22 protein-coding genes, 1 tRNA gene and 1 pseudogene are annotated in these 25,521 nt (G+C 68.4%); 19 read left to right on the top strand and 5 right to left on the bottom strand.

The window, feature by feature from the left end; genetic code table 11:
• Positions 1–100 precede the first annotated feature (100 nt).
• The 13 genes and pseudogenes from hfq to GVY41_RS17105 all read left to right on the top strand — a co-directional run.
• Positions 101–334: an RNA chaperone Hfq gene (gene hfq, locus GVY41_RS17165; RefSeq protein WP_066812964.1), complete on the top strand. Its 234-nt coding sequence runs from the start codon at positions 101–103 to the stop codon at positions 332–334.
• A gap of 56 nt (positions 335–390) precedes the next feature.
• Complete coding sequence (gene hflX / locus GVY41_RS17160) at positions 391–1,632, top strand: GTPase HflX (protein WP_161347996.1); 1,242 nt, start codon at positions 391–393, stop codon at positions 1,630–1,632.
• Positions 1,633–1,908: 276 nt separating this feature from the next.
• Positions 1,909–2,988, top strand: coding sequence for a DUF475 domain-containing protein (locus tag GVY41_RS17155; RefSeq protein WP_161347997.1), 1,080 nt, complete (start codon positions 1,909–1,911; stop codon positions 2,986–2,988).
• A gap of 259 nt (positions 2,989–3,247) precedes the next feature.
• Complete coding sequence (locus GVY41_RS17150; protein WP_161347998.1) at positions 3,248–4,885, top strand: BCCT family transporter; 1,638 nt, start codon at positions 3,248–3,250, stop codon at positions 4,883–4,885.
• A gap of 95 nt (positions 4,886–4,980) precedes the next feature.
• The gene (locus GVY41_RS17145) at positions 4,981–6,210 is read left to right on the top strand and encodes an aminotransferase class V-fold PLP-dependent enzyme (protein ID WP_161347999.1); all 1,230 of its coding nucleotides are present in this window, start codon (positions 4,981–4,983) and stop codon (positions 6,208–6,210) included.
• 160 nt (positions 6,211–6,370) lie between these two features.
• Complete coding sequence (locus tag GVY41_RS17140; RefSeq protein ID WP_161348000.1) at positions 6,371–7,795, top strand: cryptochrome/photolyase family protein; 1,425 nt, start codon at positions 6,371–6,373, stop codon at positions 7,793–7,795.
• Positions 7,796–7,889: 94 nt separating this feature from the next.
• Entirely contained in the window at positions 7,890–9,104 is a 1,215-nt protein-coding gene (locus GVY41_RS17135; protein ID WP_161348001.1) for an SAM-dependent methyltransferase, read from the top strand.
• 1 nt (position 9,105) lies between these two features.
• Positions 9,106–9,546 (top strand): TrgA family protein, encoded by a 441-nt coding sequence (locus GVY41_RS17130; RefSeq protein WP_161348002.1) that lies wholly within the window; start codon positions 9,106–9,108, stop codon positions 9,544–9,546.
• Between the two features lie 8 nt (positions 9,547–9,554).
• Positions 9,555–10,697 carry an NUDIX domain-containing protein gene (locus GVY41_RS17125; protein WP_229726094.1) on the top strand — a complete coding sequence of 381 codons (1,143 nt, stop codon included), beginning with the start codon at positions 9,555–9,557 and terminating at the stop codon, positions 10,695–10,697.
• A gap of 351 nt (positions 10,698–11,048) precedes the next feature.
• Positions 11,049–12,080, top strand: a complete 1,032-nt coding sequence (locus GVY41_RS17120; RefSeq protein ID WP_161348003.1) for a cysteine synthase A — start codon at positions 11,049–11,051, stop codon at positions 12,078–12,080.
• Complete coding sequence (locus tag GVY41_RS17115; RefSeq protein WP_161348004.1) at positions 12,077–14,479, top strand: DUF3772 domain-containing protein; 2,403 nt, start codon at positions 12,077–12,079, stop codon at positions 14,477–14,479. The genes GVY41_RS17120 and GVY41_RS17115 overlap by 4 nt, the downstream gene beginning before the upstream one ends.
• A gap of 104 nt (positions 14,480–14,583) precedes the next feature.
• Positions 14,584–14,778, top strand: coding sequence for a hypothetical protein (locus GVY41_RS17110; protein WP_161348005.1), 195 nt, complete (start codon positions 14,584–14,586; stop codon positions 14,776–14,778).
• A 66-nt stretch (positions 14,779–14,844) separates the two neighbouring features.
• A pseudogene (locus GVY41_RS17105) lies at positions 14,845–15,747 on the top strand (Hint domain-containing protein); the annotation flags it as partial.
• A 189-nt stretch (positions 15,748–15,936) separates the two neighbouring features.
• On the opposite strand, the gene GVY41_RS17100 reads toward GVY41_RS17105, so the two are convergent.
• Positions 15,937–16,410 carry an RrF2 family transcriptional regulator gene (locus tag GVY41_RS17100; protein WP_161348006.1) on the bottom strand — a complete coding sequence of 158 codons (474 nt, stop codon included), beginning with the start codon at positions 16,408–16,410 and terminating at the stop codon, positions 15,937–15,939.
• A gap of 129 nt (positions 16,411–16,539) precedes the next feature.
• On the opposite strand from GVY41_RS17100, the gene GVY41_RS17095 reads away from it, so the two are divergent.
• The 5 genes from GVY41_RS17095 (at position 16,540) to cydX (ending at position 22,870) form a co-directional block, all read left to right on the top strand.
• Positions 16,540–18,198, top strand: a complete 1,659-nt coding sequence (locus GVY41_RS17095; RefSeq protein ID WP_161348007.1) for an ABC transporter ATP-binding protein/permease — start codon at positions 16,540–16,542, stop codon at positions 18,196–18,198.
• Complete coding sequence (locus GVY41_RS17090; RefSeq protein ID WP_161348008.1) at positions 18,195–19,832, top strand: amino acid ABC transporter ATP-binding/permease protein; 1,638 nt, start codon at positions 18,195–18,197, stop codon at positions 19,830–19,832. The genes GVY41_RS17095 and GVY41_RS17090 overlap by 4 nt, the downstream gene beginning before the upstream one ends.
• A 122-nt stretch (positions 19,833–19,954) precedes the next feature.
• Entirely contained in the window at positions 19,955–21,565 is a 1,611-nt protein-coding gene (locus GVY41_RS17085; protein ID WP_161348009.1) for a cytochrome ubiquinol oxidase subunit I, read from the top strand.
• Between the two features lie 5 nt (positions 21,566–21,570).
• Entirely contained in the window at positions 21,571–22,734 is a 1,164-nt protein-coding gene (cydB, locus tag GVY41_RS17080) for a cytochrome d ubiquinol oxidase subunit II (protein ID WP_161348010.1), read from the top strand.
• Positions 22,735–22,759: 25 nt separating this feature from the next.
• Complete coding sequence (cydX, locus tag GVY41_RS17075; protein WP_161348011.1) at positions 22,760–22,870, top strand: cytochrome bd-I oxidase subunit CydX; 111 nt, start codon at positions 22,760–22,762, stop codon at positions 22,868–22,870.
• Positions 22,871–23,035: 165 nt separating this feature from the next.
• Here cydX and GVY41_RS17070 read toward each other — a convergent pair whose 3' ends face one another.
• From GVY41_RS17070 to GVY41_RS17055, 4 genes are all read right to left on the bottom strand, one after another.
• The gene (locus GVY41_RS17070; protein ID WP_161348012.1) at positions 23,036–23,197 is read right to left on the bottom strand and encodes a hypothetical protein; all 162 of its coding nucleotides are present in this window, start codon (positions 23,195–23,197) and stop codon (positions 23,036–23,038) included.
• Complete coding sequence (locus GVY41_RS17065; RefSeq protein ID WP_161348013.1) at positions 23,194–23,388, bottom strand: twin-arginine translocase TatA/TatE family subunit; 195 nt, start codon at positions 23,386–23,388, stop codon at positions 23,194–23,196. The genes GVY41_RS17070 and GVY41_RS17065 overlap by 4 nt, the downstream gene beginning before the upstream one ends.
• 59 nt (positions 23,389–23,447) lie before the next feature.
• Entirely contained in the window at positions 23,448–23,900 is a 453-nt protein-coding gene (locus GVY41_RS17060; protein WP_161656921.1) for a hypothetical protein, read from the bottom strand.
• Between the two features lie 114 nt (positions 23,901–24,014).
• A tRNA-Ser gene (locus GVY41_RS17055) sits at positions 24,015–24,104 on the bottom strand.
• Positions 24,105–24,419: 315 nt separating this feature from the next.
• Between GVY41_RS17055 and GVY41_RS17050 the strand changes: the two genes are divergently transcribed.
• The gene (locus GVY41_RS17050; RefSeq protein WP_229726093.1) at positions 24,420–25,316 is read left to right on the top strand and encodes a DUF2059 domain-containing protein; all 897 of its coding nucleotides are present in this window, start codon (positions 24,420–24,422) and stop codon (positions 25,314–25,316) included.
• The last annotated feature ends 205 nt before the right edge of the window (positions 25,317–25,521 follow it).

Raw genomic sequence — 25,521 nt, 5'->3', positions numbered from 1 at the left:
GCATCATACTTTGTTCCATCCAGGCTTGCAGCTGCTGCTGCCGCAGCCCTGGGGGGCAAGACGCGCGACTGAAACCCAAGGCAAAAAAGGCAAAACAAGAATGGCCGCCGACAAACAGAACCTGCAGGACGCCTTCCTCAACCATGTCCGCAAGACCAAGGTCCCGGTGACGATCTTCCTGATCAACGGTGTCAAGCTGCAGGGCGTCATCACCTGGTTCGACAATTTCTGCGTGCTCCTTCGCCGGGATGGCCAGTCGCAACTGGTCTACAAGCATGCCATTTCCACGATCATGCCCGGCCAGGCGATCTCGCTGTACGAGGGTGAAGACTGACCGATCTCAATATCGTAAAGGACCGGCCCACACGGGCCTTTGTCCTGCATCCGGACATGAAGTCCGGTCCCGGCCATGTGCGGTCCCGGCGCGAGCCGGAACTGGCACTGGCCGAAGCCGTTGCGCTGGCCATTGCGTTGCCCGACCTCGAGGTGGTGGGGGCCGAAGTCGTGCGCCTGCCGCGGGCGCAGCCGGGCCTGCTGTTCGGCACCGGCAAGGTTGACGAGCTGAAGGCGCGCATGGCCGAGGCCGAGGTCGACCTCGTGCTGGTCGATGGCCCCGTCAGCCCGGTGCAGCAGCGCAATCTGGAAAAGGCCTGGAAGGTCAAGCTTCTGGACCGGACCGGGCTGATCCTGGAAATCTTCGCCGACCGCGCCCGCACCCGGGAAGGTGTGCTGCAGGTGGAACTGGCGGCGCTGAACTATCAGCGCACGCGGCTGGTGCGCGCCTGGACCCACCTTGAGCGCCAGCGCGGCGGGCTTGGCTTCGTCGGCGGCCCCGGCGAGACCCAGATCGAGGCTGACCGCCGCGCCATCGACGAGGAGGTGGTGAAGATCCGCCGCCAGCTTGGCAAGGTGGTGCGCACCCGCGAGCTGCACCGCGCCGCGCGCCGCAAGGTGCCGTTCCCGGTGGTGGCGCTGGTCGGCTATACCAACGCCGGCAAATCGACGCTGTTCAACAAGATGACCGGGGCCGAGGTTCTGGCCAAGGACATGCTGTTCGCCACGCTGGACCCGACCATGCGCGGGCTGGTGCTGCCGTCGGGCAAGAAGGTGATCCTGTCCGACACCGTGGGCTTCATCTCCGATCTGCCGACGCAACTGGTCGCCGCCTTCCGTGCCACCCTCGAAGAGGTGCTGGAGGCGGACCTGATCCTGCACGTCCGCGACATTGCCCATCCCGAGACCGAGGAGCAGGCGGCGGATGTCGGCGAGATCCTCGAAAGCCTGGGGGTGGACGAGGATGTGCCGATGTTCGAGGTCTGGAACAAGATCGACATGCTGGGCCCAGACACCCGCGCCGCCTTGCTGGCCACCGATGCCCGCACGCCGGGGGTTCATGCCGTCTCGGCCCTGACCGGCGACGGGCTGGAGGCGCTGCTGGCCGCCATCGGCTCGGTGCTGGACGAAGAGCGCACCGAGGTGGTCCTGCACCTTGGCTTCGAAGAGGGCCGCGCCCGCGCCTATCTGCACCGCGAGAACGTGGTGCTGGAGGAGACAGAGCTGGAAACCGGCCACCGCATCCATGTGCGCTGGACCGCGCGCCAGCGCGCCGCCTATGAGGCGATCCCGGGGTAAACCCGGACGTTGCAAAACCGTCGCAGGGCCCCGCCATGTGCGGGGCCTTTGCTGCGCGCAGTTGACGCGGCTCAAATTTGCGTTATGTGCATCCCACGCTACCTGTAAGGGCAGGGGCGTGTATCGGTGACCGGGCCCCTCTGGCGAGAGTTTGCGGCGCTCTCGTGATGTCGGCGCCACCTAAGATGCAAAGCCGACGGAACCCTGTTTCATGATACTCGATACCTCGCGCATCACCGTGCGCCGCGTCTGCAGTTCGCGTACGGAGCGGCTGGCATGACCACGCAACCCATTTCCCACACCTCGACCCTCGGCTACCTCAAATGGGCGCTGATCGTCACGGTGATCGGCCTTGGCCTCGGCATCTGGCTGGGCTTCACCACAGAGCATACCTGGGGCGGCGCACTGAAGGTGTTCTTCATCGTCTGCGTTCTGGCGGTGCTGGAAATCTCGCTCTCGTTCGACAACGCCATCGTCAACGCCAACAAGCTCAAGGAAATGACGCCGGTCTGGCAGCAGCGCTTCCTGACCTGGGGCATCTTGATCGCCGTCTTCGGCATGCGGATCCTGTTCCCGGTGCTGATCGTGGTGATTGCCGCGAAGATCGGCCCCTGGCAGGCCATAGTGATGGCCGCCTCGCAGCCCGAGGCCTATGCCGCGATCATGCATGACGCGCATCTGCCGATCGCGGCCTTTGGCGGTACCTTCCTGATGATGGTGGCCCTGAACTTCTTCTTCGACCATGAGAAGGACATCCACTGGGTCGCCTCCGTCGAGGATTGGGCCTCGCGCTACTCCTCGATCCGCGGAATCGAGATTGCCGTGGTGCTGGTCATCATGCTGGTCTTCTCGCGGCTGGTGGATCCGGCCTATGCCAACACCTTCATCAGCGCGGCGATCTGGGGCCTTCTGACCTTCCTGCTGGTCGAGGTTCTGGGCGGGATGCTGGACAAGAACGAAGAGGCGATGGCAGGCGCGGCGCGCGGCGGGCTTGGCGCGTTCCTGTATCTGGAAGTGCTGGACGCCTCGTTCTCGTTCGACGGGGTGATCGGCGCCTTCGCACTGACGCAGAACCTGTTCATCATCGCCATCGGTCTGGGTATCGGCGCGATGTATGTGCGCTCGATGACCATCATGCTGGTGGAAAAGGGCACGCTGGCCCAATATCGCTATCTCGAGCATGGGGCCTTCTACGCGATCCTGATCCTGTCGGTGATCATGTATGTGCAGACCATCTATCACGTCCCCGAGGTCATCACCGGCCTTGGCGGTGCGGCGCTGATCGGCATCGCGCTGTGGTCCTCGATCCGCTGGAACCGGGCGAACGGGAATGGCGAGACCGCCGCCGCAGAGTGATCCGGACGGGCCTTCGGGCTCGTGACACAGCTTGCAACGGCCGCTCCGGAACGGGCGGCCGTTCGCGTTAAGTTGTGCCGTGGTTGCATCTTCACGTTTTCGTAGGTAATGTCTGAATGCGACGTGAATGTCGCATTCGGCCCGGCGCGCTGCGTTTCAGCCCGTGCCCCGCCCTCCTTCCATGCCCGCACCAGCGGGCAATGTTGCGCCCGCAGTCTATGCCCTGCCTGCGCAGATCAAGCCGACCCAAAGGAATTTCATGACAGATCAAGGCCTTCCAGAGCCCATTCCAAGCCCCATCGACACCGAATACGAGCTGGGACAGGACAATGTCACCGGCAGCCTCGGCCCCATCGGGTTTGACGTTCACAACCCGGTCTTCGCGATCTCGGGCCTGGCTGTCGTGGCCTTCGTCTTCTACACGCTGGCGCTGCCGACCCAGGCCGCGGCGCTGTTCGATGCGCTGTTCGCCGGGGTGACCACCCGCTTCGACTGGTTCTTCCTGACCGCCGCCAATATCTTCGTGGTGTTCTGCCTTGTGCTGATCGTCTCGCCCTGGGGCAAGATCCGCCTCGGCGGTCCCGATGCCACGCCCGATTTCGGCTATGTCGGCTGGTTCGCGATGCTGTTCGCCGCCGGAATGGGCATCGGCCTGATGTTCTATGGCGTGTCCGAGCCGCTTGGCCATTTCACAGCCTCGTTCGGCGGCGTGACCACGGGTGAAGACGGGCTCCGCACCGACTGGGCACCGCTTGGCGGGGCCGAGGGCGATGCCGAGGCGTCGATGCGGCTGGGGATGGCGGCGACGATCTTCCACTGGGGCCTGCACCCCTGGGCGATCTATGCGGTCGTCGGGCTCGCGCTGGCGCTGTTCAGCTACAACAAGGGCCTGCCGCTGACCATCCGCTCCGCCTTCTACCCGCTGCTGGGGGACAGGGTCTGGGGCTGGCCGGGGCATGTGATCGACATCCTGGCGGTGTTTGCCACACTGTTCGGCCTTGCCACCTCGCTTGGCTTTGGCGCGACGCAGGCCAATGCCGGCCTCAACGCCGTGTTCGGCCTGCCCATCGGTCCGGTGTCGGAGGTGCTGCTGATCTCGGGCATCACCGCGATTGCTCTGGTGTCGGTGCTGCGCGGGCTGGAGGCGGGCGTGAAGCGCCTGTCCGAGATCAACATGGGTCTGGCGATCATCTTGTTGCTGTTCGTGCTGCTGACCGGGCCGACGCTGGCGCTGCTGGCCGGGTTCTTCGACAGCCTTGGCGCCTACTTCGTCTACCTGCCGGCGCTGTCGAATCCGGTTGGGCGCACCGATACCAACTTCGTGCAGGGCTGGACGGCGTTCTACTGGGCCTGGTGGATCAGCTGGTCGCCGTTCGTGGGCATGTTCATCGCCCGCGTCAGCCGCGGCCGCACGGTGCGCGAGTTCCTGATCTCGGTGCTGCTGATCCCGAGCCTTGTCTGCGTGCTGTGGATGAGCGTCTTTGGCGGCGCGGCGCTGCAGCAGGTGGTGGCGGATGCCTATACCGCCGCGCAGGAGGCGGACCTGCCGCTGCAACTGTTCAAGATGCTGGACGTGCTGCCGCTGGCGGGCCTGACCTCGATCATCGGCATCGTGCTGGTGGTGGTGTTCTTCGTGACCTCGTCGGACTCGGGCAGCCTTGTCATCGACACCATCACCTCGGGCGGCAAGGTCGATGCCCCCGCGGCGCAGCGGGTGTTCTGGGCCTGTTTCGAGGGCGCGGTGGCCATCGTGCTGCTGCTTGGCGGGGGTCTTGCCGCGCTGCAATCCATGGTGATCTCCACCGGGCTGCCGTTCACGCTGGTGCTGCTGGCGCTGTGCTACACCATCGTGCAGGGGCTGCGGTCAGAGATGGACGCGCCGGCCAAGCTGGCCTGAGCTTGCCAATCCGCAAGGCCGCGGTCTAGGTTTTGTCCCGATAGCGGGGCCCCGTTTCAGGCGGGGCCCCGTTCACGTTTGCAAGGGGACCCGCCATGACCGTGCTTGATACCGATTTCGTCCGCGCCCAGTTTCCGGCCTTTGCCGAACCCTCGCTGGCGGGGCTGGCGTTTTTCGAGAATGCCGGCGGCAGCTATGCCTGCGCCCCGGTGATCGACCGGCTGACGCGGTTCTATCGTGAGAGGAAAGTGCAGCCCTACGCGCCCTATGCGCCCTCGACTCTTGGCGGCGCCGAGATGGACGAGGCCCGCGCCCGGATGGCGGCGATGCTGGGAGTGGCGGGCGATGAGGTGAGCTTCGGCCCCTCGACCACCGCCAACACCTATGTGCTGGCGCAAGCCTTCCTGCGCGGGCTGGAGCCGGGGGCGGCCATCGTGGTGACCAATCAGGACCATGAGGCGAATAGCGGCCCCTGGCGGCGGCTGGGGGAAGAGGGGATCGAGGTCCGTGAGTGGCAGATCGACCCCGAGACCGGCCACCTCGACCCCGCCGCGCTGGCGCCGCTGCTGGCCGACGGGCGGGTGCGGCTGGTCTGCTTCCCGCATTGTTCGAACGTGGTGGCCGAGATCAACCCGGTGGCCGAGATCGTGGCGATGGCCCATGAAGCCGGGGCCTTTGCCTGCGTCGACGGGGTCAGCTATGCGCCGCACGGGCTGCCCGATGTGGGCGCGCTCGGGGCGGACATCTACCTGTTCTCGGCCTACAAGGTCTATGGCCCGCATCAGGGCATCATGGTGATCCGCCGTGAGCTGGGGTTCAAGCTGCCCAATCAGGGGCACTATTTCAACGGCGACGCGCTTTACAAACGCTTCACCCCCGCCGGGCCGGACCATGCCCAGATCGCGGCCTGCGCCGGGATCGTGGATTATTTCGACGCGCTCCACGCCCATCACTTCGCGCCGGAACCCGATCCCGCCCGCCGGGGCGCCGCAGTGCATGACCTGATCCGCGCGCATGAGGCGGCGCTGCTGCAACCGCTGCTGGACCATCTGGCGGCGCGCAACGACCTGCGGCTGCTGGGGCCCCGCGATGCCACGTGCCGCGCGCCCACCGTGGCCTTGGCGCTGGACTGCCCGGCCGGGCCGGTGGCGGAGGCGCTGGCCGGGCACGGGATCGGCTGCGGCGGCGGAGATTTCTACGCGGTGCGGCCGCTGACGGCGATGGGGGTGGACCCGGGGCGCGGGGTGCTGCGGCTGTCTTTCGTGCATTACACCACGGAGGCGGAGGTCTCGCGGGTGATGCGGGCGCTGGACGCGGTGCTGTAGGAGCGGGGGAGCCGGCTCCCCCGCGCCCCCTCGCTCAAGGAGGGGTTTTCCACCCCTCCTTGAGAAACCTCCCCGAGGATATTTGGGAAAGGCAAAGGGCAAGGGAGTGATCCGCGGGCGGGGGCGGCGCGTAAGCCTTTGACGTGCCTAGAGGATGACCATGACCGACACCCCCCTGATCCTGTGGATCCGCCGTGATCTGCGGCTGGCCGACCATCCTGCGCTGGCGGAAGCGGCATCGTCCGGGCGGCTGGTGATCCCGGTGTTTGTACTCGACGAGGTGGCAGAGGCTTATGGCGCGGCGCCGAAATGGCGGCTCGGAGAGGGGCTCGCAGCCTATGCCAAGGCACTGGAGGGGATCGGTAGCCGGCTGATCCTGCGGCGCGGCGCGGCGCTGGAGGTGCTGCGGGCGCTGGTGGCCGAGACCGGGGCGGGGGCGGTGTGGTGGCAGCGGGTCTATGACCCGGCGGCGCAGGCACGGGATACCAAGGTGAAGGCGGCACTGAAGGCGGAGGGGCTGGAGGCGCGCAGTTTTGCGGGGGCGTTGCTGTTCGAGCCCTGGGAGGTGGAGACGGGGCAGGGCGGGTTCTACAAGGTCTATACCCCGTTCTGGAAGGCGGTGAAGGGGCGGGATGTAGCCTCTCCCGCGGCCCCACCGAAGGCGCTGCGCGCGCCGGAGGCGTGGCCCGCCAGCGACCGGCTGGAGGACTGGGCGCTTGGAGCGGCGATGCGGCGCGGGGCGGGGATCGTAACCAAGCACGCCCACGTCGGCGAGGCGAAGGCGCTGGACCGGCTGCATGGGTTTCTGGACGCGCGGGTGCAGGACTACCGCGAGGCGCGGGATTTTCCGGGGCGCGCGGCGACATCCGGCCTGTCCGAGAACCTGACCTGGGGCGAGATCGGGCCGCGGACCATCTGGCATGGCGGGGTGCGGGCGCTGCAGGAGGGCGCGGCGGGGGGCGCGGAGGGGGCGGAGCATTTCCTGAAGGAGCTGGTCTGGCGCGAGTTTGCCGCGCATCTGATGCACCATACGCCCGAGATCGCCAGCCAGAACTGGCGCGAGGGCTGGGACGCCTTCCCCTGGCGCGGCGACAGCGATGCGGCGGAGCGCTGGCGCCGCGGCATGACCGGCGAGCCCTTCGTGGATGCGGCGATGCGCGAGATGTATGTGACGGGCCGGATGCACAACCGCGCCCGGATGATCGCCGCGAGCTACCTGACCAAGCATCTGCTGACCGACTGGCGGCTGGGGCTGGCGTGGTTCGAGGAGTGCCTGATCGACTGGGATCCGGCCTCGAATGCGATGGGCTGGCAGTGGGTCGCAGGGTCCGGCCCCGATGCCGCGCCCTATTTCCGGGTGTTCAACCCGGCGGGGCAGGCCGAGAAGTTCGACTCCGACCGTGCTTACCGGGACCGCTGGATTGCGGAGGGGCAGAAAAAGCCACCGCAGACGGCGCTCGATTTCTTCGCGGCCTGCCCGGAAAGCTGGGGACTGAGCCCAGGGCAGCGCTATCCCAAGCCGGTGATCTCGCTGGCCGAGGGGCGCGAGCGGGCGCTGGCGGCCTATGCAAGCCGGGACAGGTGACACGCGCCGAAGCAAAAGACCGGCAGCGGCAAAGGTTAACAGCAGAATTGCAACGTGCGGGCAACGGGCTAGACTGGCCCGTGCAGGGGGAACCATGGACTATCTGACAACCACGGCCGGGCAATCCGGCCTGCCGCGCTATTTCTCGCATGTGTTCGACGCCACCACCCGGATGGCGCGCGGGCGGCTGGACTTCGTGCTGCCGGACGGGCGGGTGTTCCGCGCCAGCGGCGCCGCGCCGGGGCCGGTGGCGACGCTGTGCGTGCATGACCCCGAGATCTTTGCCCGGCTGGTGCGCGAGGGCGATCTGGGGTTCTGCGAGGCGTATCTGGACGGCGCCTGGACCAGCCCTGACCTGATGGCCTTCATGGACCTGCTGCATGCCGGCAATGACGAGATCTATGACGGCTTTCCGGGGATGCGGCTGGTGCGCGCCTGGGAAGGGTTGCGCCACTGGCTGCGCCGCAACACCCGCGCGCAGGCCCGCAAGAACATCGAGGCGCATTACGATCTGGGTAACGAATTCTACGGGCTGTGGCTCGATGACAGCATGACCTATTCCTCGGCGCTGTTCACCACCGGGCAGGAGAGCCTCGAGGCGGGGCAGCGGGCGAAATATGAAAGCCTCGTGGACCGCATGGACGTGCAGCCCGGCGAGCATGTGCTGGAGATCGGCTGCGGCTGGGGCGGCTTTGCCGAATATGCGGCGGGGGAGCGGGGTCTACGCGTCACCGGGCTGACGATTTCCAAGGCGCAGCACGATTACGCCGTGGCGCGGATTGCGCGGGCGGGGCTGGCGGACCGGGTGGAGATCAAGCTGCAGGACTACCGCGACGAGGCCGGGCAATATGACGGCGTCGGCAGCATCGAGATGTTCGAGGCGGTGGGCGAAAAATACTGGCCGGTCTATTTCGACACGCTGAAGGGCGCGCTGAAGCCCGGGCGCGCAGCCTGCCTGCAGATCATCACGGTCGAGGACCGCCGCTTCGAGATCTACCGCAAGGGCGTCGATTTCATCCAGAAGCACATCTTCCCGGGCGGGATGCTGCCCTCGCCGTCTGTTCTGCGGCGCGAGGTCGAGCGGGCGGGGCTATCGGTGTCGGGCAGCTTCGAATTCGGGCAGAGCTATGCCCAGACCCTGCGCCGCTGGCATGACACCTTCAACGACCGCTGGGACGAGGTGGCGCAGCTTGGCTTCGATGACCGCTTCCGCCGGATGTGGAACCTCTATCTCGCCTCTTGCGCTGGCGCGTTTCAGGGCGGTAACTGTGACGTGACCCAGATCACCGTCAGAAGGCCCGCAAGCTGACATGCCCACCGCCGCCAAGCTCATCGCCGCGATTGCCCTTGCTGCGCTCGGGGTCTTCGCGTCTTGGGCAGTGACACCGCATCTGCCCGAGGGCACGCGGCCGGGCTATCTGTGGGCGATCGCGGGGGGGACCGGGGTGTTGGTCGGCTGGCGCTCGCTGGGGCCCGATGCGCGGGGCGCGCTGATGGCGGCAGTGTCGGCGGGCCTGAAGGCGATGGCGATCATGGTGTTCATCGTGCTGTTCATCGTGTCGTTCATCGAGATGATCGAACGCTCGCTTCAGAAGCTTTACGACGGGCCGGTGCACGCTTTGCAGAGCATGTTCGGGCTGATGCTCGACAATGCCATGCTGCTGCTTCATCCCGATGTCGCCGGCCTGTTACTGATCGGCGGGATGCTGGCCGGGGGGCTGGCGCACCGGGCCGCCCGCAGCTGGAGATAGCAGGACCGATGACCGCGATGTTCTTTTACGGCACCCTGTGCCATGCGCCGCTGCGCGCCGCCATTCTGGGGCGCGATCTGCCGGTGCGTCCTGCCGCGCTGGCCGATCATGCGGTGCGGGTGGCAAAGGGCGAGGAGTTTCCGATGCTGGTGGCGGCGCCGGGGGGCTCGGCGCAGGGCGTGCTGGCCGAGGGGCTGACCGAGAGTGACCGGGCAAGGCTGGCGTTTTACGAAGGCGGTTTCGCTTTTGTCACGCGCGAGGTGGTGGTGGAGGCCGGCGGGCCGGTCCCGGCGGCGGTGTTCTGGCCCGAGGAAGGGCTCTGGCGGGATGGCGGGCCTTGGGACTTTGCCGCCTGGCTGCACCGGTGGGGCGATACGGTGACCGAGGCGGCGGGGGATTTCATGGCGCTCTATGGCCATGCCGATCCGGCAGCGGTGCTGGCGCGCTATCCGCAGATGCTGGTGCGGGGCGGGGCGCGGGTGCGGGCGCGGCAGGCCAAGCCGACCCTGCAGCGGCGGACGGCCATGCCCGGCGATGTGCAGGTGGCCGCCTTCCGCCAGCCCTATGCGCATTTCTTCTCGGTCGAGGAGCATGACATCTCATGGCGGCGCTTCAATGGCGAGATGACAGAGCCGGTGACGCGCGCCACCTTCATCTCGGCCGATGCCGTGGTGGTGCTGCCCTATGACCCGATCCGCGACCGGGTGCTCGTGGTCGAGCAGTTCCGCATGGGCCCCTTCGCGCGCGGCGATGCGCAGCCCTGGCTGCTGGAGCCGGTGGCAGGGCGGATCGACGGCGGCGAGACGCCGGAGAGTTGTGCATTGCGCGAGACCGAGGAAGAGGCGGGGCTGACCCTGCGCGGGCTGGTGGCGGGGCCAAGCTGCTATGCCTCGCCGGGGGCGAAGACCGAGTATCTTTACACCTTCGTCGGGCTTGCGGACTTGCCCGACGGCACCGGCGGCATCGGCGGGCTGGCGATCGAGACCGAGGATATCCGCGGCCATGTGATGCCATTCGAGCAACTGATCGCGCTGATCGATAGCGGCGAGGTGGACCTCGCGCCGCTGATCGTGCTGGCCTACTGGCTCGACCGCCAGCGCCCGCGCCTGCGCGCCGAAGCGGCGGCAGAGGCGCTGCGGGCGGCGGAGTAGCGATCTGCTGACCTCCTTTCTTGCCCGGAACAAGGCGCCTTGGCGCCGCCGGGCAGCGCCCGCCTCCCGGCCCGCCCACGGGGCGGGCGTTCTTCGCGGAAATCTTCCACTGGAAGATTTCTTGTCGCTCATCACCCCCCCGGGCGGGCGCTCCCACCCGTTCCGCGCAGAACGACGGTGGAGGTAATCCGCACCATAAAGCGCCTGGAACTGGCGTTGCTCGTCCACCCGGCGGACGGGCGCTGCCCTCTGTCCGTGTAACACCTGCTCGCTTCTCACAAAGCCACGACCGGGCTTGAGACCCCGCCCGGCCCGGCATAGAAAGGGCGGCACGAACAGGGAGGCTTTGTCATGCGCATCTGTCCCGATCTGGCCGCGACGGTCGGTCATACCCCGCTGATCCGCCTGAAGAAGGCCAGCGAGATCACCGGCTGCGAGATCCTTGGCAAGGCCGAGTTCATGAACCCCGGCCAGTCGGTCAAGGACCGCGCTGCGCTGTTCATCATCCGCGATGCGGTGGCCCGCGGGCTGCTGCAACCGGGCGGCACCATTGTCGAGGGCACCGCCGGCAATACCGGCATCGGCCTCGCGCTGGTCGGCGCCAGCATGGGCTTTCGCACCGTGATCGTGATCCCCGAGACCCAGAGCCAGGAAAAGAAGGACATGCTGCGCCTTGCGGGCGCCGAGCTGGTGCAGGTGCCTGCCGCGCCCTATTCCAACCCCAACAACTATGTCCGCTATTCGGGCCGCCTCGCCGAGGCGCTGGCAAGGACCGAACCCCGCGGCGCGATCTGGGCAAACCAGTTCGACAACGTGGCCAACCGGCAGGCGCATGTCGAAACCACCGGCCCCGAGATTTGGGAGCAGACCGGCGGCCGCGTCGATGGCTTCATCTGCGCCGTCGGCTCTGGCGGCACCCTTGCCGGCGTGGCGATGGCGCTGCAGCCCAAGGGCGTGAAGGTCGCGCTGGCGGATCCCGAAGGCGCGGCGCTGCACAGCTTCTACACGACCGGAGAGCTGAAATCCGAAGGCTCGTCGATCACCGAGGGCATCGGGCAGGGCCGGATCACCGCCAACCTCGAAGGCCTGTCCCCGGACATGAGCTTCCGCATCCCCGATGCCGAGGCGCTGCCGCTGGTGTTCGACCTTCTCTGGGAGGAAGGGCTGTGCCTTGGCGGATCGTCCGGCATCAACATCGCCGGCGCGATGCGGATGGCGCAGGAAATGGGGCCGGGGCATACCATCGTCACGGTGCTGTGCGACTACGGCACCCGCTACCAGTCCAAGCTGTTCAACCCCGACTTCCTGAAATCCAAGGGCCTGCCTGTGCCGCATTGGCTGGACCGCGGGCCCGCCGATCTGCCCGAGGTGTATGAGGGGTGAGCCTGCAGATGTTGGCGCGGAGGCTCGGCCGCCTGAAGATCCTCGCGCTGGCGGTGATGCTGGCGCTGGCCCTGCCCGTGCTGACGGCAGTCTTCGGGCCGGGCGCCGCCCACGCGCAGACCTCCGAGGCGCCTGATTATGCCGCCTGGGAGGAGGTCGCCACCCGCGCCGAACAGGCGCTGGCGGCGGGGCGCGCCTCGGATCGGGCCATCGAGGGGCTGCGCGCCGAGATCGTCACCTGGCGCGACCGCTTCGTGGCGGCGCAGAACATCGACACCCTGCGCCTGAACACCCTGCGCAGCCAGGTCGAGGCGCTTGGCCCCGCGCCCGCCGAGGGGACCACCGAGCCCGCCGACATCGCCGCCCGCCGCGCCGATCTTGGCGCGCAGGTGGCAGAGCTGCAGGCGCCGGGCATCGCCGCGGTCGAAGCGCATAGCCGCGCCGATGGCATCGTGCGCGAGATCGACCGGCTGCTGCGCGAGCGCCAGACCGCGGCGCTGCTGACCACCGCGCCGGCCCCGCTGAACCCGGCCAACTGGCCCGCGGCGCTGTCGGGCGCCACCGCCGCCTTTGCCGATATCGGCGCCGACCTGACCGTCGCCTGGGCCAGCGCGCGCAACCGCGCCACGCTGACCAGCAACCTGCCGGTGATCGGGCTGTGCCTGCTGGCGGCGGTGGTGTTGCTGTGGCGCGGCGGTGGCTGGATCGCCTGGCTGACCCGCCGCCTGCGCCGCTCCTCGCGGCCCCGCAGCCGCAGGCTGGCCGAGGTGGCGGTGTCCTTCGGGCAGATCCTGCTGCCGGTGACGGGCACCTTGCTGATCTCGCTGGCGCTTGGCGCGACGGGGATGCTGGACACCGGCGGCGGTGCCGGCATCGCGGCGCTGCCGATCCTGACGGCGCCGCTGTTCATCGCGCGCTGGCTGGGGGGCTGGGTCTTCCCCGCCGCGCCCGACATCGCGCCGCCCTTCGCCCTGCCGGCCGAGCGCCAGCGCGAGGGCCGGGTGCATGTGGCCTTCCTGGGGCTGCTGCTGGCGCTTGAATTCTGGCGCCGGGTGCTGCTGGGAGAGGCCGCGGCGCCGACGCAGGCGCTGGTGTCGTTCCTGCTGCAGGCGGCGGCGGGGGCCTCGCTGTTCCGGCTGGGGCAGCTGATGCTGGCCCATTCCCGGACCGAGGCGGCGGATGTCGAGGCGCGGGGCACGCGGGCGCAGATCATCGGGCTGATCGGCGGGCTGACCGCGGCGGTGTCCATCGCGGGCCCCTTGCTGGGCGGCGTCGGCTATGTCGAGGCGGGCAATGCGCTGACATGGTCCACCACCGTCTCGCTGGCGCTGCTGGGGATGTTGCTGCTGCTGCAACGGGTGGCGACCGATATCTACGGCCTCGTCACCGCCGATGAGCGGGCGGAAGAGGCCCTGGTGCCGGTGCTGGCGGGCTTCTTCCTGCTGCTGGCCGCACTGCCGGTGCTGGCGCTGATCTGGGGCGCGCGGCGCACCGATCTGGCCGAGGCCTGGACCCGGGTGCAGACCGGCTTCGACATGGGCGGCATCCGCCTTTCGCCCGGGGTGCTGGTGACCTTTGCCGTGGTCTTCGCGCTTGGCTACATGATCACCAGGATGGTGCAGGGCGCGATGCGCAGCACGATCCTGCCCAAGACCAAGCTCGACAAGGGCGGGCAGACCGCCATCGTCTCGGGCCTTGGCTACCTGGGCGTGTTCCTTGCCGCGGTGCTGGCCATCACCGCGGCGGGGATCGACCTGTCCTCGCTCGCCATCGTCGCGGGGGCGTTGTCGGTCGGCATCGGCTTTGGCCTGCAGACCATCGTGCAGAACTTCGTGTCGGGCATCATCCTGCTGATCGAGCGGCCGATTTCCGAAGGCGACTGGATCGAGGTCGGCGGCCAGCAGGGCATCGTGCGCGCCATTTCCGTGCGCGCGACAAGGATCGAGACCTTCGACCGCACCGACGTGATCGTGCCCAATGCCGACCTGATCGCCAACCCGGTGACCAACTGGACCCGCTTCAACATGCAGGGCCGCATCATCGTGCCGGTGGGCGTGGCCTATGGAACCGATACGCGGCTGGTCGAGCGGGTGCTGATGGAGATCGTGATCGAGCACCCGCTGGTGATGCTGGCGCCGGAGCCCAGGGTGTTCTTCATCGGCTTCGGCGCGGATTCGATGGATTTCGAGATCCGCGCGGTGCTGTCGGACATCAACTTCGGCATTTCGGTGAAATCGGACATGAACCACACGATTGCCGAGCGCTTTCGCGCCGAAGGCATCGAGATCCCGTTCCCGCAGCGCGACCTGTGGCTGCGCAACGCGGCAGCTCCTGGCCGGCCGGCGGTCGACGAGTCGGGCCAATCCGGGACGGAAGGCGCGCCCGCCACCCCGGTCTGAGCCGCCAGCCCGCCGGCCAGCCGCGCCGCATCCAACGCCGTTATCGGCCTTTTCACCGTCTGCGCGCCATAAGGGCGCGTGGATCCCGTGCAGGCTGGCGGCAGATGGCGAAAACGATCACCTATCAGAACAATTTCGACGGGTCGGAAAGCCTCAGCGGCTCGCTCACCGTGACCCTGCGGCCCGGGACTGGCCCCAGCAACGGCACCTCCACCCAGATCCGCGACGCTACCCATGACAATGATGCCGATCAGGAGCTTGTGCTTTATGACGGCACCCAGGTCGGCGGCTTCGTCTAATTCGCGGATGAGACCTTCGACAGTGTCGGGGGCGAGCCTTCCCCCTATGCCGCCACCAGCTTCTCCATGACCGCGATCGTGGACATGATCGCCATCGCCGGCGGCAGCACCGGCAACCTTGAGATTGACGGCTTCTCGTTCAACTTCGGCGCGACCTCCACGCTGCCCGGGCGCGGCGACGGAGTGAGCACGCCGGCGCAGGGCGCGCTGGAGCAGGGCGTCAGCGAGGGCCTGTCCATCCGCGTGGTGCCGATCAGCGAGACCCTTGAGATCGTCTGGAACGGTGAGGTGCTGGCCTCGGCCTGTTCGAACCAGCTGGTGAACCACGGGGTCAGCACCATGACCGTCTCGGTGGGCGAGGCGGGGCTGGTCACCGTCCACCTCGCCGATGTCGATCTTGCAGCGCAGATCCCGTCGGTGGGCGAGCAGTCCGGGCTCGAGGCGGCCGATCAGACCGATTGGGGGTTCAGCTTCGCCGGGCGCACGGGCGGCAATACCGGCGAGGTCTGGATCGATGACATCTCGCTGACGGCGCAGGTGGTCTGTTTCGCCAGCGGCACCCTGATCGAGACCGCAGAGAGCCCGGTGCCGGTCGAGGATCTGGCGCGGGGCGATCTGGTGCTCACGCGGGATCACGGCGCCCGCCCGATCCGCTGGATCGCCTCGCGGCGTCTGACGGCGGGCGAGCTTGCCCAAAGGCCCGAGCTGGCCCCGATCCGCATCGCCGTAGGCGCACTTGGGGTGGGCCTTCCGGCGGCGGAGCTGCTGGTCTCGCCGCAGCACCGGCTGCTGGCCCGCTCCCCCATCGCGCGCCGGATGTTCGGCGCGGCCGAGGTGCTGGTCGCGGCCAAGCACCTGACGGATCTCCCCGGCGTCGGCATCATGCACCCGCCGGGCGGGGTGACCTATCACCACCTGTTGCTGGACGCGCATGAGATCGTGCTGGCCAACGGCCTCGAGGCGGAATCGCTGTTCATCGGCCCGCGGGCCCGGCGCGCGCTGGGGTTTCAGAGCGCGAAAGAGATCCTGGCGCTGTGTCCGGGTCTGTCGATGCCCGGTTCCGCCGCGGCGCCCGCCCGCCCGCTGATCGGCGGAAGACGTGCCCGGCAGATGGTCCTGCGGCATGTGAGGAACAAGCTGAGCCTGACCGCGCCCGCCTCAGGCGGGCGCGCTTTGTGGACAATCGCGGCGCAGGGCGTCCGGCACCTCCAGCAGCGCGATCAGCCCGCAATTGCCCTTCACGAGATCGGCCAGCGTGACCATGTCCATCTCGTGATAGAACGCCTCCAGCGCGCGGGTGATGAAGCTGCGCAAACGGCAGACCGATGACAGCGGGCAGGTGTTGGTTTCGGGATCGAAGCATTCGGCAAAGGGCAGGCCGGCCTCGAACAGCCGGAACACCGCGCCGATCGAGATCTGGCCCGGGGCGCGGGCCAGCCGCAAGCCGCCGCTGCGCCCGCGCAGGGTTTCGACGAAGCCGCCCGCTTGCAGCGCATTGACGATCTGCAGGAGATGGTTGAGCGAGGCATTGCACTTCGCCGCGATCTCGGAGGTGCGCAGCGTGCGCCCCTCATTCGCGGCGCAGGCCATCAGCACCCGGGTTGCAAGGTTGGTCTTGGTGGTCAGGCGCATGAAAGTCTTGTCCTCCGTGCCAGTTAATCAGGCGTAGTCGCGGCGGAACGTTCTGTATTTGATCCAGATCACATCTGTGGCGGCGATTTCCCTCTAACTGACATCTGACGCATCAGTTTGAGAGAGACCTTGGCCCAGACCCAGCCCCAATCCGCCGCCACCCAAGCCGCCACCGATCTTCTGGCGCCCGGGGGCGTCTTGCAGCGCCGCGCCGCCCGCCTGTCGGTGCTGGCCGCGCTGCTCTGGCCGCTGCAGGCCGGGGTTGTCGCTTTGGCCCTCGGCGCGCTGCTGACCGGCGCGGCGGCCTCGCCGCTGCTGGCCGCGCTGGCCTTTGCCGGGCTTGGGCTGCTGCGTGCCGGGCTGGGGCTGCTGGCCGAAGCCCGCGCGCAGGCGGCGGCAGAGGCGGTGATCGCGGCGGCGCGGGCGCGGATCGTGGCGGCCGAGGCGCGGCGCGCGGAGGACAGCCCGTTTGGCGGCGCCGGCAGCATCGCCGCGCTGGCCGGCGAAAAGCTCGACCTGCTGGCCCCCTATGTCACCCGATATGCCCCGGCGATGGCGCGGGTGCGGGTGGTGCCGCTGGTCATCCTCGCGCTGGCCTTCTGGCACTCCTGGGCGGTGGGCGTGGTGCTGCTGATCTCGGGCCCGCTGATCCCGGTGTTCATGGCGCTGATCGGCCTTGCTGCCAAGGAGGCCAGCGCAAGGCAGATGGCCGAGATCGGCACGCTGAACGACTTTCTGGTGGAGCGGCTCTCGGCGCTGGTGGACATCCGCCTGCTGGGGGCAGGGGCCGCGGTGCAGGAGGGCTTCGCCGCGCAGGCCGGCGACCTGCGCGCCCGCACGATGGCGGTGCTGCGGGTGGCCTTCCTGTCCTCGACGGTGCTGGAGCTGTTTGCAGCGATCGGCGTGGCGATGGTCGCGGTCTATGTCGGCTTCTCGCTGCTCGGCGCGCTGAGCTTCGGCGCCTGGGGCGGGGCGATCAGCCCCGAGGCCGGGATCTTCCTGCTGCTGCTGGCACCGGAGTTCTACCAGCCGCTGCGCGATCTGTCCGCCGCCTGGCATGACAAGGCCGCCGCCACCGCGGTGATCGAGGAGGTAGAGGTCTGGGCCGCAGATCCCGGCCTGCAGCTGCCCGGCACGGGAGGGACCGCTATGCGGCTTGAGGGGCCGGCAAGCGTTGCGCTCTTGGGATGCCAGACCCCCGCGGGCCTGGCGCTGCCCGACATCCGCATCGCGGCGGGTGAGCGGGTGGCGCTGGTGGGGGCCAGCGGCACGGGCAAGACCTCGGCCCTGCGCCTGATGGCCGGGCTGGAGCTGCCGGTGGCGGGGCAGGTGGTCGTGGCGGGGCAGGGGCTGACGGCGGGCAATGCCGATGGCTGGCGGGCGAGGCTTGGCTGGATGCCGCAGGCGCCGCATTTCCTGTCGGGCAGCCTGCGCCAGAACCTGACCCTCGGGCGCGACGGCGATCTGGGGGCCGCGCTGGCAACGGCGGCGGTGGGCGAGGTGGTGGCGGCGATGCCGCAGGGCCTCGCCACCCGGCTGGGAGAAACCGGCGGTGGGCTGTCGGGCGGCGAGGCGCGGCGGATCACGCTGGCGCGGGCCGTCCATGGTGCGCCGGACCTGATCCTGGCCGACGAGCCGACCGCCGATCTGGATGCCGCCACCGCGCGGATCGTCACCGAGGGGCTGCTGGCGCAGGCGGCGCGGGGGGTGACGCTGATCGTGGCAACGCATGACCGGCAGCTTGCGGCGCGGATGGACCGGATCATCGAGATCGGGGGCGCGCAATGACCGCGCTTTGGACAGTCTTCGCGGTGATCTTGCGCGACCAGCGCAGCGCCCTGCTGCGCGGCGCGGCGCTGAGCCTCGTCGTGCTTGTAATGGGCGTGGCCCTGCTCGGCCTCTCGGGCTGGTTCATCACCGCCGCCGCGGCGGCCGGGCTGGCCGGCGCCGGCGCGGTGTTCGATGTGTTCCGCCCCTCGGCGATGGTGCGCTTTCTGGCGCTTGGCCGGGCGGCGGCGCGCTATGGCGAGCGGGTGCTGACCCATGACGCCACCCTGCGCGCGCTGGAAAGCCTGCGTCTGCGGGTGCTGGCCGCGCATCTGGCCGCGCCCCATGGCGCGATGATCCGCATCCGCGGCGCGCAGGCGCTGAACCGGCTGACCGCGGATATCGACGCACTGGACGGGGTGCCGCTGCGGCTGGTGCTGCCGCTGATCGCCGGGGCGCTGGCGCAGATACTTGCGCTGGCGGCGCTGTGGCTGCTGGTGGCGCCGGGCGTCGCGCTTTGGGTGGTCGGCGGCTATGTGCTTGGCGCGGCGCTGATCTTCGGGCGGATGGCGGTGGTCGCGGTGCCGCTGTCGCGCCGGGCCGAGACGGCGGCGCAGGCCTTTCGCAGCCGGCTGATCGACCTGATCCGCGCCCGGCGCGACCTTGCGGTCTATGGCCAACTGGCCGCGCAGGCCGGGGCGGCGATGGAGGCAGAGGCGCGGCGGTTTGCCCTGCGCCGCCGCTTGGACCGGGCCGAGCGCTGGACCGGGGCGGCGCTGGCCGCGCTGGCGAGCCTCGTGGCCGCCGGGGCGCTGGGGATCGGCATGACGCTGGTGCAGGCAGGGCTGTTCGAGCCGGCCTTCGCGGCGCTTGGATTCTTCGCGGCGCTGGCGCTGGCCGAAACGCTGATGCCGCTGCGCCGGGCGGCCGCCGATCTGGGACGCATGGCCGATGCCGCCCGCCGGGTGGCGCGCGATCTGGCGCCGCAGGCTGCGCCGCCCGCGGGGGAGGTGCCGCAGGGCACCTCCCTGTGCGTCGCCGATGCCACGCTGCACCGCCCCGGCAGCCGCCTGCCGGTCCTGTCCGGCCTGTCGCTGACCGTTGCGGCGGGCGAGACGGTGGCGATCACCGGCGCCAGCGGCTCGGGAAAATCGACGCTGCTGCTGGCGGTGGCCGGGCTGCATCCGCTGGCGGCGGGGCAGATCAGCCTTGGCGGGTTGGCGGTGGCGGACTGGCCCGAGGCCAGCTTGCGCGGGGTGCTGACCCTGCTGCCGCAACGCAGCACGCTGATGGAAGGCACCGTGGCCGAGGCGCTGCGCCTTGCCATCGATGCCGGGGACGCGCAGCTGTGGCAGGTGCTGGCGGCGGTGCAGCTGGACGGGGTGATCCACGCCAAGGGCGGCCTGTCGGCCCGGATCGGCCCACGCGGCGAGGGGGTTTCGGGGGGCGAGGCAAGGCGGCTGGCGCTGGCCCGCGCCCTGCTGCGCCGCCCGCAGGTGCTGCTGCTGGACGAGCCGACCGAGGGGCTGGACGATGCCACCGCCGCGCTGGTGCTGCGCGGGATCCGCGCCGAGCTGCCCGGGGCCGCCATCGTGATCGCCGCCCACCGGCAGGTCGAGACGGCCGCTGCGGACCGGGTGCTGGAGCTACGATAACTGTCATCGCGGATACCAGTTATTGATCTGGATCAAAGCCACCGCCGCCCTACCGGCCCACATATGCCGGTGTTGGAATATATTTCGGGGGCGGCTAACTCCCGATAACTGGAGCCACACATATGGAATTCGGGATCGTCGAGCTGTCACGGCTGCAATTTGCCATGACCGCCATGTATCACTTCCTCTTCGTGCCGCTGACGCTGGGTCTGTCGATCATCCTTGCGATCATGGAAACCGTCTATGTCATGACCAACCGCCCGATCTGGCGGCAGATGGTCAAGTTCTGGGGCACGCTGTTCGGGATCAACTTCGTGCTGGGGGTCGCCACCGGCATCACCATGGAGTTCCAGTTCGGCATGAACTGGAGCTATTACAGCCACTATGTCGGCGACATCTTCGGCGCGCCGCTGGCGATCGAGGGGCTGATGGCCTTCTTCCTCGAGGCCACCTTCGTCGGCCTGTTCTTCTTCGGCTGGGACAAGCTGAGCAAGCAGGCGCACCTGGCCGTGACCTGGCTGGTCGCCATCGGCTCCAACTTCTCGGCGCTGTGGATCCTGATCGCCAATGGCTGGATGCAGAACCCGGTCGGGGCCGAGTTCAACCCGCAGACCATGCGGATGGAGATGACCAACTTCTTCGAGGTGCTGTTCAACGAGGTGGCGCAGGCGAAGTTCGTGCACACCGTGTCCGCCGGCTATGTCACCGCCTCGGTCTTCGTGATCGGCGTGTCGGCCTGGTATCTGCTGAAGGGTCGCCATATCGAGCTGTCGCGCCGGTCGATCACCGTGGCGGCGGCCTTCGGGCTCGCTTCGGCCTTCTCGGTGGTGCTGCTGGGGGACGAGTCTGGCTATTCGGCGACCCACAGCCAGAAGATGAAGCTCGCCGCGATGGAGGGCATGTGGCACACCGAGACCGCGCCGGCCTCGTTCACCCTGATCGGCCTGCCGGACCAGGAGGCGCGCGAGACGAAATATGCGCTGCACATCCCCGTCGTGATGGGGCTGATCGGCACGCGGTCGCTGACCACCGACATCCCCGGCATCACCGAGCTTGTCGCCAGCGCCGAGGACCGCATCCGCTCGGGCATCATCGCCTATGACGCGCTCATGCATATCCGCGAGGCGCGCGACGCTGCCGACCCGGCGGTGATGGCGACCTTTGAAGAGCATTCCGCCGATCTGGGCTTTGCCTTCCTCTTGCGCAAATACATCGATGATCCGCGCCTGGCGACCGAGGAACAGATCGTCGCCGCCTCGAATGACACGGTGCCGACGGTCTGGCCGCTGTTCTGGGCCTTCCGCATCATGGTGGCGCTCGGCTTCGGCTTCATCGGTACGATGGCCTATTTCTTCTGGCGCGCCTCGTTCCGGCAGATGCATTTCCCGCGCTGGTCGCTGCGGCTGGCCGTGGTGATGATCCCCGCACCCTGGATCGCCGCCGAGATGGGCTGGTTCGTGGCCGAATTCGGCCGCCAGCCCTGGACGGTGGACGGCATCCTGCCTACCGCCATGTCGGTCTCCGCGCTGTCGATGACAGAGGTGGCGATCACGCTGGCCGGGTTCGTGCTGTTCTACACCGTGCTGTTCGTCATCGAGATGGGCCTGATGCTGAAATACATCCGCAAGGGCCCGTTCCAGGACGTCGAGGAAACCGAAGCCTGGGTCAAACGTCACCAGAACCGGCTGGCCGGTCGGCAAGATGCCGACGCCATCGCCGTGGCCGCGGAGTAATCGCCATGATCTTGCATGAATTGATGAGCTATGAGCTGCTGCGCGTGATCTGGTGGGGCCTCCTGGGGGTGCTGCTGATCGGCTTTGCGCTGACCGACGGTTTCGACATGGGGGTCGGCGCGCTGTTGCCCTTCGTCGCGCGCACCGATGTCGAACGCCGCATTGCCATCAACACCGTCGGCCCGGTCTGGGAGGGCAACCAGGTGTGGTTCATCCTCGGCGGCGGCGCGATCTTCGCCGCCTGGCCGCCGCTCTATGCCGTCAGCTTCTCGGGCTTCTACCTGGCGATGTTCGTGATCCTTGCGGCTTTCATCGTGCGGCCCGTGGCGTTCAAGTACCGCTCCAAGCGCGACGATCCGCGCTGGCGGTCGTCCTGGGACTGGGCGCTCTTCGCCAGCGGGGCGGTCCCGGCGCTGCTGTTCGGCGTCGCGGTCGGCAATGTGATCCAAGGCGTGCCCTTCCACTTCACCGATGACCTGCACACGATCTATGAGGGTGCGTGGTACATGAAGTTCATCGGCCTCTTGGACCCGTTCTCGCTGCTGGCGGGGCTCGTGTCGCTGGCGATGCTGGTGATGCATGGCGCCGCCTGGCTGACGCTGAAAGCGGAAGGCCCGGTGCAGATCCGCGCCCGTGCCATCGGCTCTGTCGCCGCCCTGGTGGCGGTGGCGGGCTACGCCCTGGCCGGGGTCTGGCTGGCCTTCGGGATCGAGGGCTTCCGCATCATGGGCGACTATGCCACCGGCGGCCCCTCCAACCCGCTGCATTTCGAGGTGGAGCGCACGGCCAGCTGGCTGACCGCCTACTCGGACCGGCCGTGGATCATGGTGGCTCCGGTCATGGGCATCCTCGGCGGGCTGCTGACCTTCCTTGGCCTGCGGGCGGGGCGTGAAGTCTCCACGCTGCTGGTCTCGAAGATGGCGATCCTCGGCGTGATCTCCTCGGTCGGGCTGACGATGTTCCCGTTCATCATGCCCTCCTCGTCAGACCCGCAATCCTCGCTGACGGTCTGGAACAGCTCGTCCTCGCACCTGACGCTGTTCGTGATGCTGATCTGCACGGCGATCTTCATGCCGCTGATCCTGATCTACACCGCCTGGGTCTACAAGGTGCTGTGGGGCAAGGTCACCGAGGCCGACGTCACCGGCAATTCGCATTCCGTCTACTGACCGTTTTCCTGAAAGGACTGAACTCATGTGGTATCTCGCCTGGCTCCTCGGCCTGCCCCTCGCCGCCGGCTTTGCCGTGCTCAACGCGATGTGGCTGGAGATGAAGGAAGATCAAGACATCATCGCCGGGGAGTAACCCCCGCGCGCCCCCATCCCGCGCCCCAGCAGGCGCGGGTCAGAGACCATCCCGGCGCCGCGTCCCGCGCCGGGGTGGTCTTGTTTGCAGGGACCTTGGCTCGGACGACGCCGTCCGTGCCGCGGCCGCCTCGACCGGCTGCCGAAGACGCCGCCGGCCGGCCTGTCAGCTGGACAGGAGGGTGCCCACCAGGATCAGGCCGCTCATCACCGCCGTTGTAAGCAGCCAGTGAAGAAGCGTCCGTCGTTTTTCTGCCCTCGAGAGCGGCTGCCCGATGGGCGGGGTTTTTTCTGGTGGCTGGCCGTTTGCCTCGGGAAGCGGGCTCATTTGCCATCCTCCGCGGTTTTTTCGGAAGAGGTCGGCGCATCGAGGGTTTCCCCGTCGCGAATGCCTCTTTTGAACGCGGTGATGCCGCTGCCCATCTCGCCCATGATCGCGCTGACCTTGCCGCGCCCGAACAGGAGGACGGTGACGGCAACGATCAGCAACAGGCCCGGAAGCCCGATATTGTTCAGCATGATAATCCTCGGTTTGATCTGATTTCTCATGGCCGCCACTCACGCGGCCGGCCGGCCGGTCAGATCAAATGCGGGGGTGCCTGCGAGAAGGGCCGGGCGGGATGCAAGGTGACCCGTAGGGGACGCCGCATCGAGACGGCCGAGAGGCCCTGCCTCGAGGCATTCGGTGGCAACAGGGCCGGGCGCGGCAGAGCGCCGATGTCGCTGCCGGCAGATTTCTGTCGGTCGCCGTCGTGGCTGGTGCGAAGCATCTGCCGATCGCCGAGGACAGCGAGGGACTGGCCCGCCGCCTGCGTCACCTCGGCCAGCGCGTAGGCCTGCACCGGGGCGTTGGCATGCGTGGACATCGCGCCGACCAGAAGCGCGACCAGGGCGAGCACCCGAAGAGGCCAGAACAGCGCCTGCGTCCGATCAGGAAGGATGACTCTCCACATTGCGCTGCGCACTCCAGGATCTGGCTGAAGTTGCGCGTTCGCCGGCGCAGAAGCAATCCCGATCTCAGCCCGTTGCATCAGATACCCATGCCGCCCCGGGGGACCTTGTTGCCGAGCACCGTCCCGCCGTCCCTTGCATCGCTGCGCAACAATCCCCTTTGCAAGGGGCCTCGGGGGTTGGGAAGGGGGAAATGGCGGAGAGACAGGGATTCGAACCCTGGGTGGGCTCTCACCCACAACGGTTTTCGAGACCGCCGCATTCGACCACTCTGCCACCTCTCCGCGTCAGGGGTCTTCGTGGAGCGGGGATCTAGCGGTCTCGGGCGCCGTCCGCAACCGGATTTTGCGGATCGCCGCCGAATTTCGTGGCGGGGTCCGGGGAGGGACCCTGGCCGCGGCGCGGGGCGGCGGCACGGGGTGCGGGGGCCAGGGCCTGCGGATGGAAGGGCGGGCCACGGCCCGCGCCTCCTCACCCGCTGCTCACGACACTGTTCCCCGGCGTGCGCGGCGCGTGGGGCAGGGCGGCTTGCATTCCGGGCTGCGGCGGATACCACTGGCAGCATAACCCCCGGATCCGCCCCGGAAGGACCCATGCCGATGCACCATGCCCTCCATCCCCTGCGCCGCGCAGCGATGCCTGTACTGCTGGCGGCCAGCCTCGCGCTGGCCGGGCTCACGCCGGCCCTGGCGCAAGAGCCGCAGGCACCTGCGACAAGCGACGCCCCCGCGACAAGCACCGCCGAGGCCACGCAACTGACCGAAATCCTGCAGCTGCCGGCATTGCTGGAGATCATGCAGGGCGAGGGCGTGGCTTACGGCGAAGACCTTCAGGCCGACCTCTTTCCGGGGCAGGGCGGGGCGGAATGGACGCGCACGGTCGAGCAGATCTATGCGCCGGACCGTCTGATGCCGGTCTTCACCGAGGTCTTCGCCGCCGAGCTGGACGGCGCCGACACCGAGGCGATGCGCGCCTTCTTCGAGGAGGGCACCGGCGCCCGCGCGGTCGAGCTGGAAATCGCCGCCCGCCGCGCCCTCCTTGATCCCGGTGTCGAGGAGGCGGCCGACCAGCAGCTCGAGGAGATGCTGGCCACAGAGGCGCCCCGCCTGCTGGCGATCGAGGAGTTCGCCGAGGCGGGCGACCTGATCGAGGCGAACGTGCTTGGCGGGCTGAACGCCAACCTTGCCTTCTATCGCGGCATGATCGACGGTGGCGGCCTGCCGGGTGAGATGGGCGAGGGCCAGCTGCTCGCCGATGTCTGGTCGCAGGAAGACGCGATCCGGACCGAGACCCGCGACTGGCTCTACGCCTACCTGGCGCTGGCCTATGACCCGATGAGCGATGCCGAGCTGCAGGCGTATACCGAATTTTCGGAAGGCGCGGCGGGCAAGGCGCTGAACCGGGCGCTGTTCGCGGGGTTTGATGCGGTCTTTGCGCAAGTGTCCTACGAGCTTGGCCTCGGCGCCGCGCGCTACCTTGCAGGGCAGGATATCTGAGCCATAAATCCCGCGCGAAGAGCCCCCACCCGCGCTTGACTTTGCAGGGCCGATCATGGATAAGCCCGCATCCCGGCAGGTCCCCATGGACCGGCCCGGGCGCCAATTGACGATACCACCTTACGAAATGACGCCCCGCAAGGGGGCGCGCTGTCCGAAGGCGGCGGGGGCATCCCCGCCATGAACTCCCGCCAAGGGGGCCGCA

It is taken from the genome of Frigidibacter albus, from assembly GCF_009908165.1.
In the GTDB taxonomy this organism is placed as follows: Bacteria; Pseudomonadota; Alphaproteobacteria; order Rhodobacterales; family Rhodobacteraceae; genus Frigidibacter; species Frigidibacter albus.
The sequence above is the reverse complement of the archived record's forward strand: the minus strand, read 5'-3'. Positions and strand labels throughout refer to the sequence as shown.

Excerpts from the sequence above, each read along its gene's own strand:
- GVY41_RS17140 (WP_161348000.1), top strand. The coding sequence starts at position 6,371 with ATGACCGACACCCCCCTGATCCTGTGGATCCGCCGTGATCTGCGGCTG.
- GVY41_RS17120 (WP_161348003.1), top strand. The coding sequence starts at position 11,049 with ATGCGCATCTGTCCCGATCTGGCCGCGACGGTCGGTCATACCCCGCTG.
- GVY41_RS17135 (WP_161348001.1), top strand. The coding sequence starts at position 7,890 with ATGGACTATCTGACAACCACGGCCGGGCAATCCGGCCTGCCGCGCTAT.
- cydX (WP_161348011.1), top strand. The coding sequence starts at position 22,760 with ATGTGGTATCTCGCCTGGCTCCTCGGCCTGCCCCTCGCCGCCGGCTTT.
- GVY41_RS17145 (WP_161347999.1), top strand. The coding sequence starts at position 4,981 with ATGACCGTGCTTGATACCGATTTCGTCCGCGCCCAGTTTCCGGCCTTT.
- GVY41_RS17130 (WP_161348002.1), top strand. The coding sequence starts at position 9,106 with ATGCCCACCGCCGCCAAGCTCATCGCCGCGATTGCCCTTGCTGCGCTC.
- cydB (WP_161348010.1), top strand. The coding sequence starts at position 21,571 with ATGATCTTGCATGAATTGATGAGCTATGAGCTGCTGCGCGTGATCTGG.
- GVY41_RS17090 (WP_161348008.1), top strand. The coding sequence starts at position 18,195 with ATGACCGCGCTTTGGACAGTCTTCGCGGTGATCTTGCGCGACCAGCGC.
- hfq (WP_066812964.1), top strand. The coding sequence starts at position 101 with ATGGCCGCCGACAAACAGAACCTGCAGGACGCCTTCCTCAACCATGTC.
- GVY41_RS17085 (WP_161348009.1), top strand. The coding sequence starts at position 19,955 with ATGGAATTCGGGATCGTCGAGCTGTCACGGCTGCAATTTGCCATGACC.
- GVY41_RS17050 (WP_229726093.1), top strand. The coding sequence starts at position 24,420 with ATGCACCATGCCCTCCATCCCCTGCGCCGCGCAGCGATGCCTGTACTG.
- GVY41_RS17070 (WP_161348012.1), bottom strand. The coding sequence starts at position 23,197 with ATGAGCCCGCTTCCCGAGGCAAACGGCCAGCCACCAGAAAAAACCCCG.
- GVY41_RS17100 (WP_161348006.1), bottom strand. The coding sequence starts at position 16,410 with ATGCGCCTGACCACCAAGACCAACCTTGCAACCCGGGTGCTGATGGCC.
- GVY41_RS17150 (WP_161347998.1), top strand. The coding sequence starts at position 3,248 with ATGACAGATCAAGGCCTTCCAGAGCCCATTCCAAGCCCCATCGACACC.
- GVY41_RS17110 (WP_161348005.1), top strand. The coding sequence starts at position 14,584 with ATGGCGAAAACGATCACCTATCAGAACAATTTCGACGGGTCGGAAAGC.
- GVY41_RS17060 (WP_161656921.1), bottom strand. The coding sequence starts at position 23,900 with ATGCAACGGGCTGAGATCGGGATTGCTTCTGCGCCGGCGAACGCGCAA.
- GVY41_RS17125 (WP_229726094.1), top strand. The coding sequence starts at position 9,555 with ATGACCGCGATGTTCTTTTACGGCACCCTGTGCCATGCGCCGCTGCGC.
- GVY41_RS17065 (WP_161348013.1), bottom strand. The coding sequence starts at position 23,388 with ATGCTGAACAATATCGGGCTTCCGGGCCTGTTGCTGATCGTTGCCGTC.
- GVY41_RS17155 (WP_161347997.1), top strand. The coding sequence starts at position 1,909 with ATGACCACGCAACCCATTTCCCACACCTCGACCCTCGGCTACCTCAAA.
- hflX (WP_161347996.1), top strand. The coding sequence starts at position 391 with ATGAAGTCCGGTCCCGGCCATGTGCGGTCCCGGCGCGAGCCGGAACTG.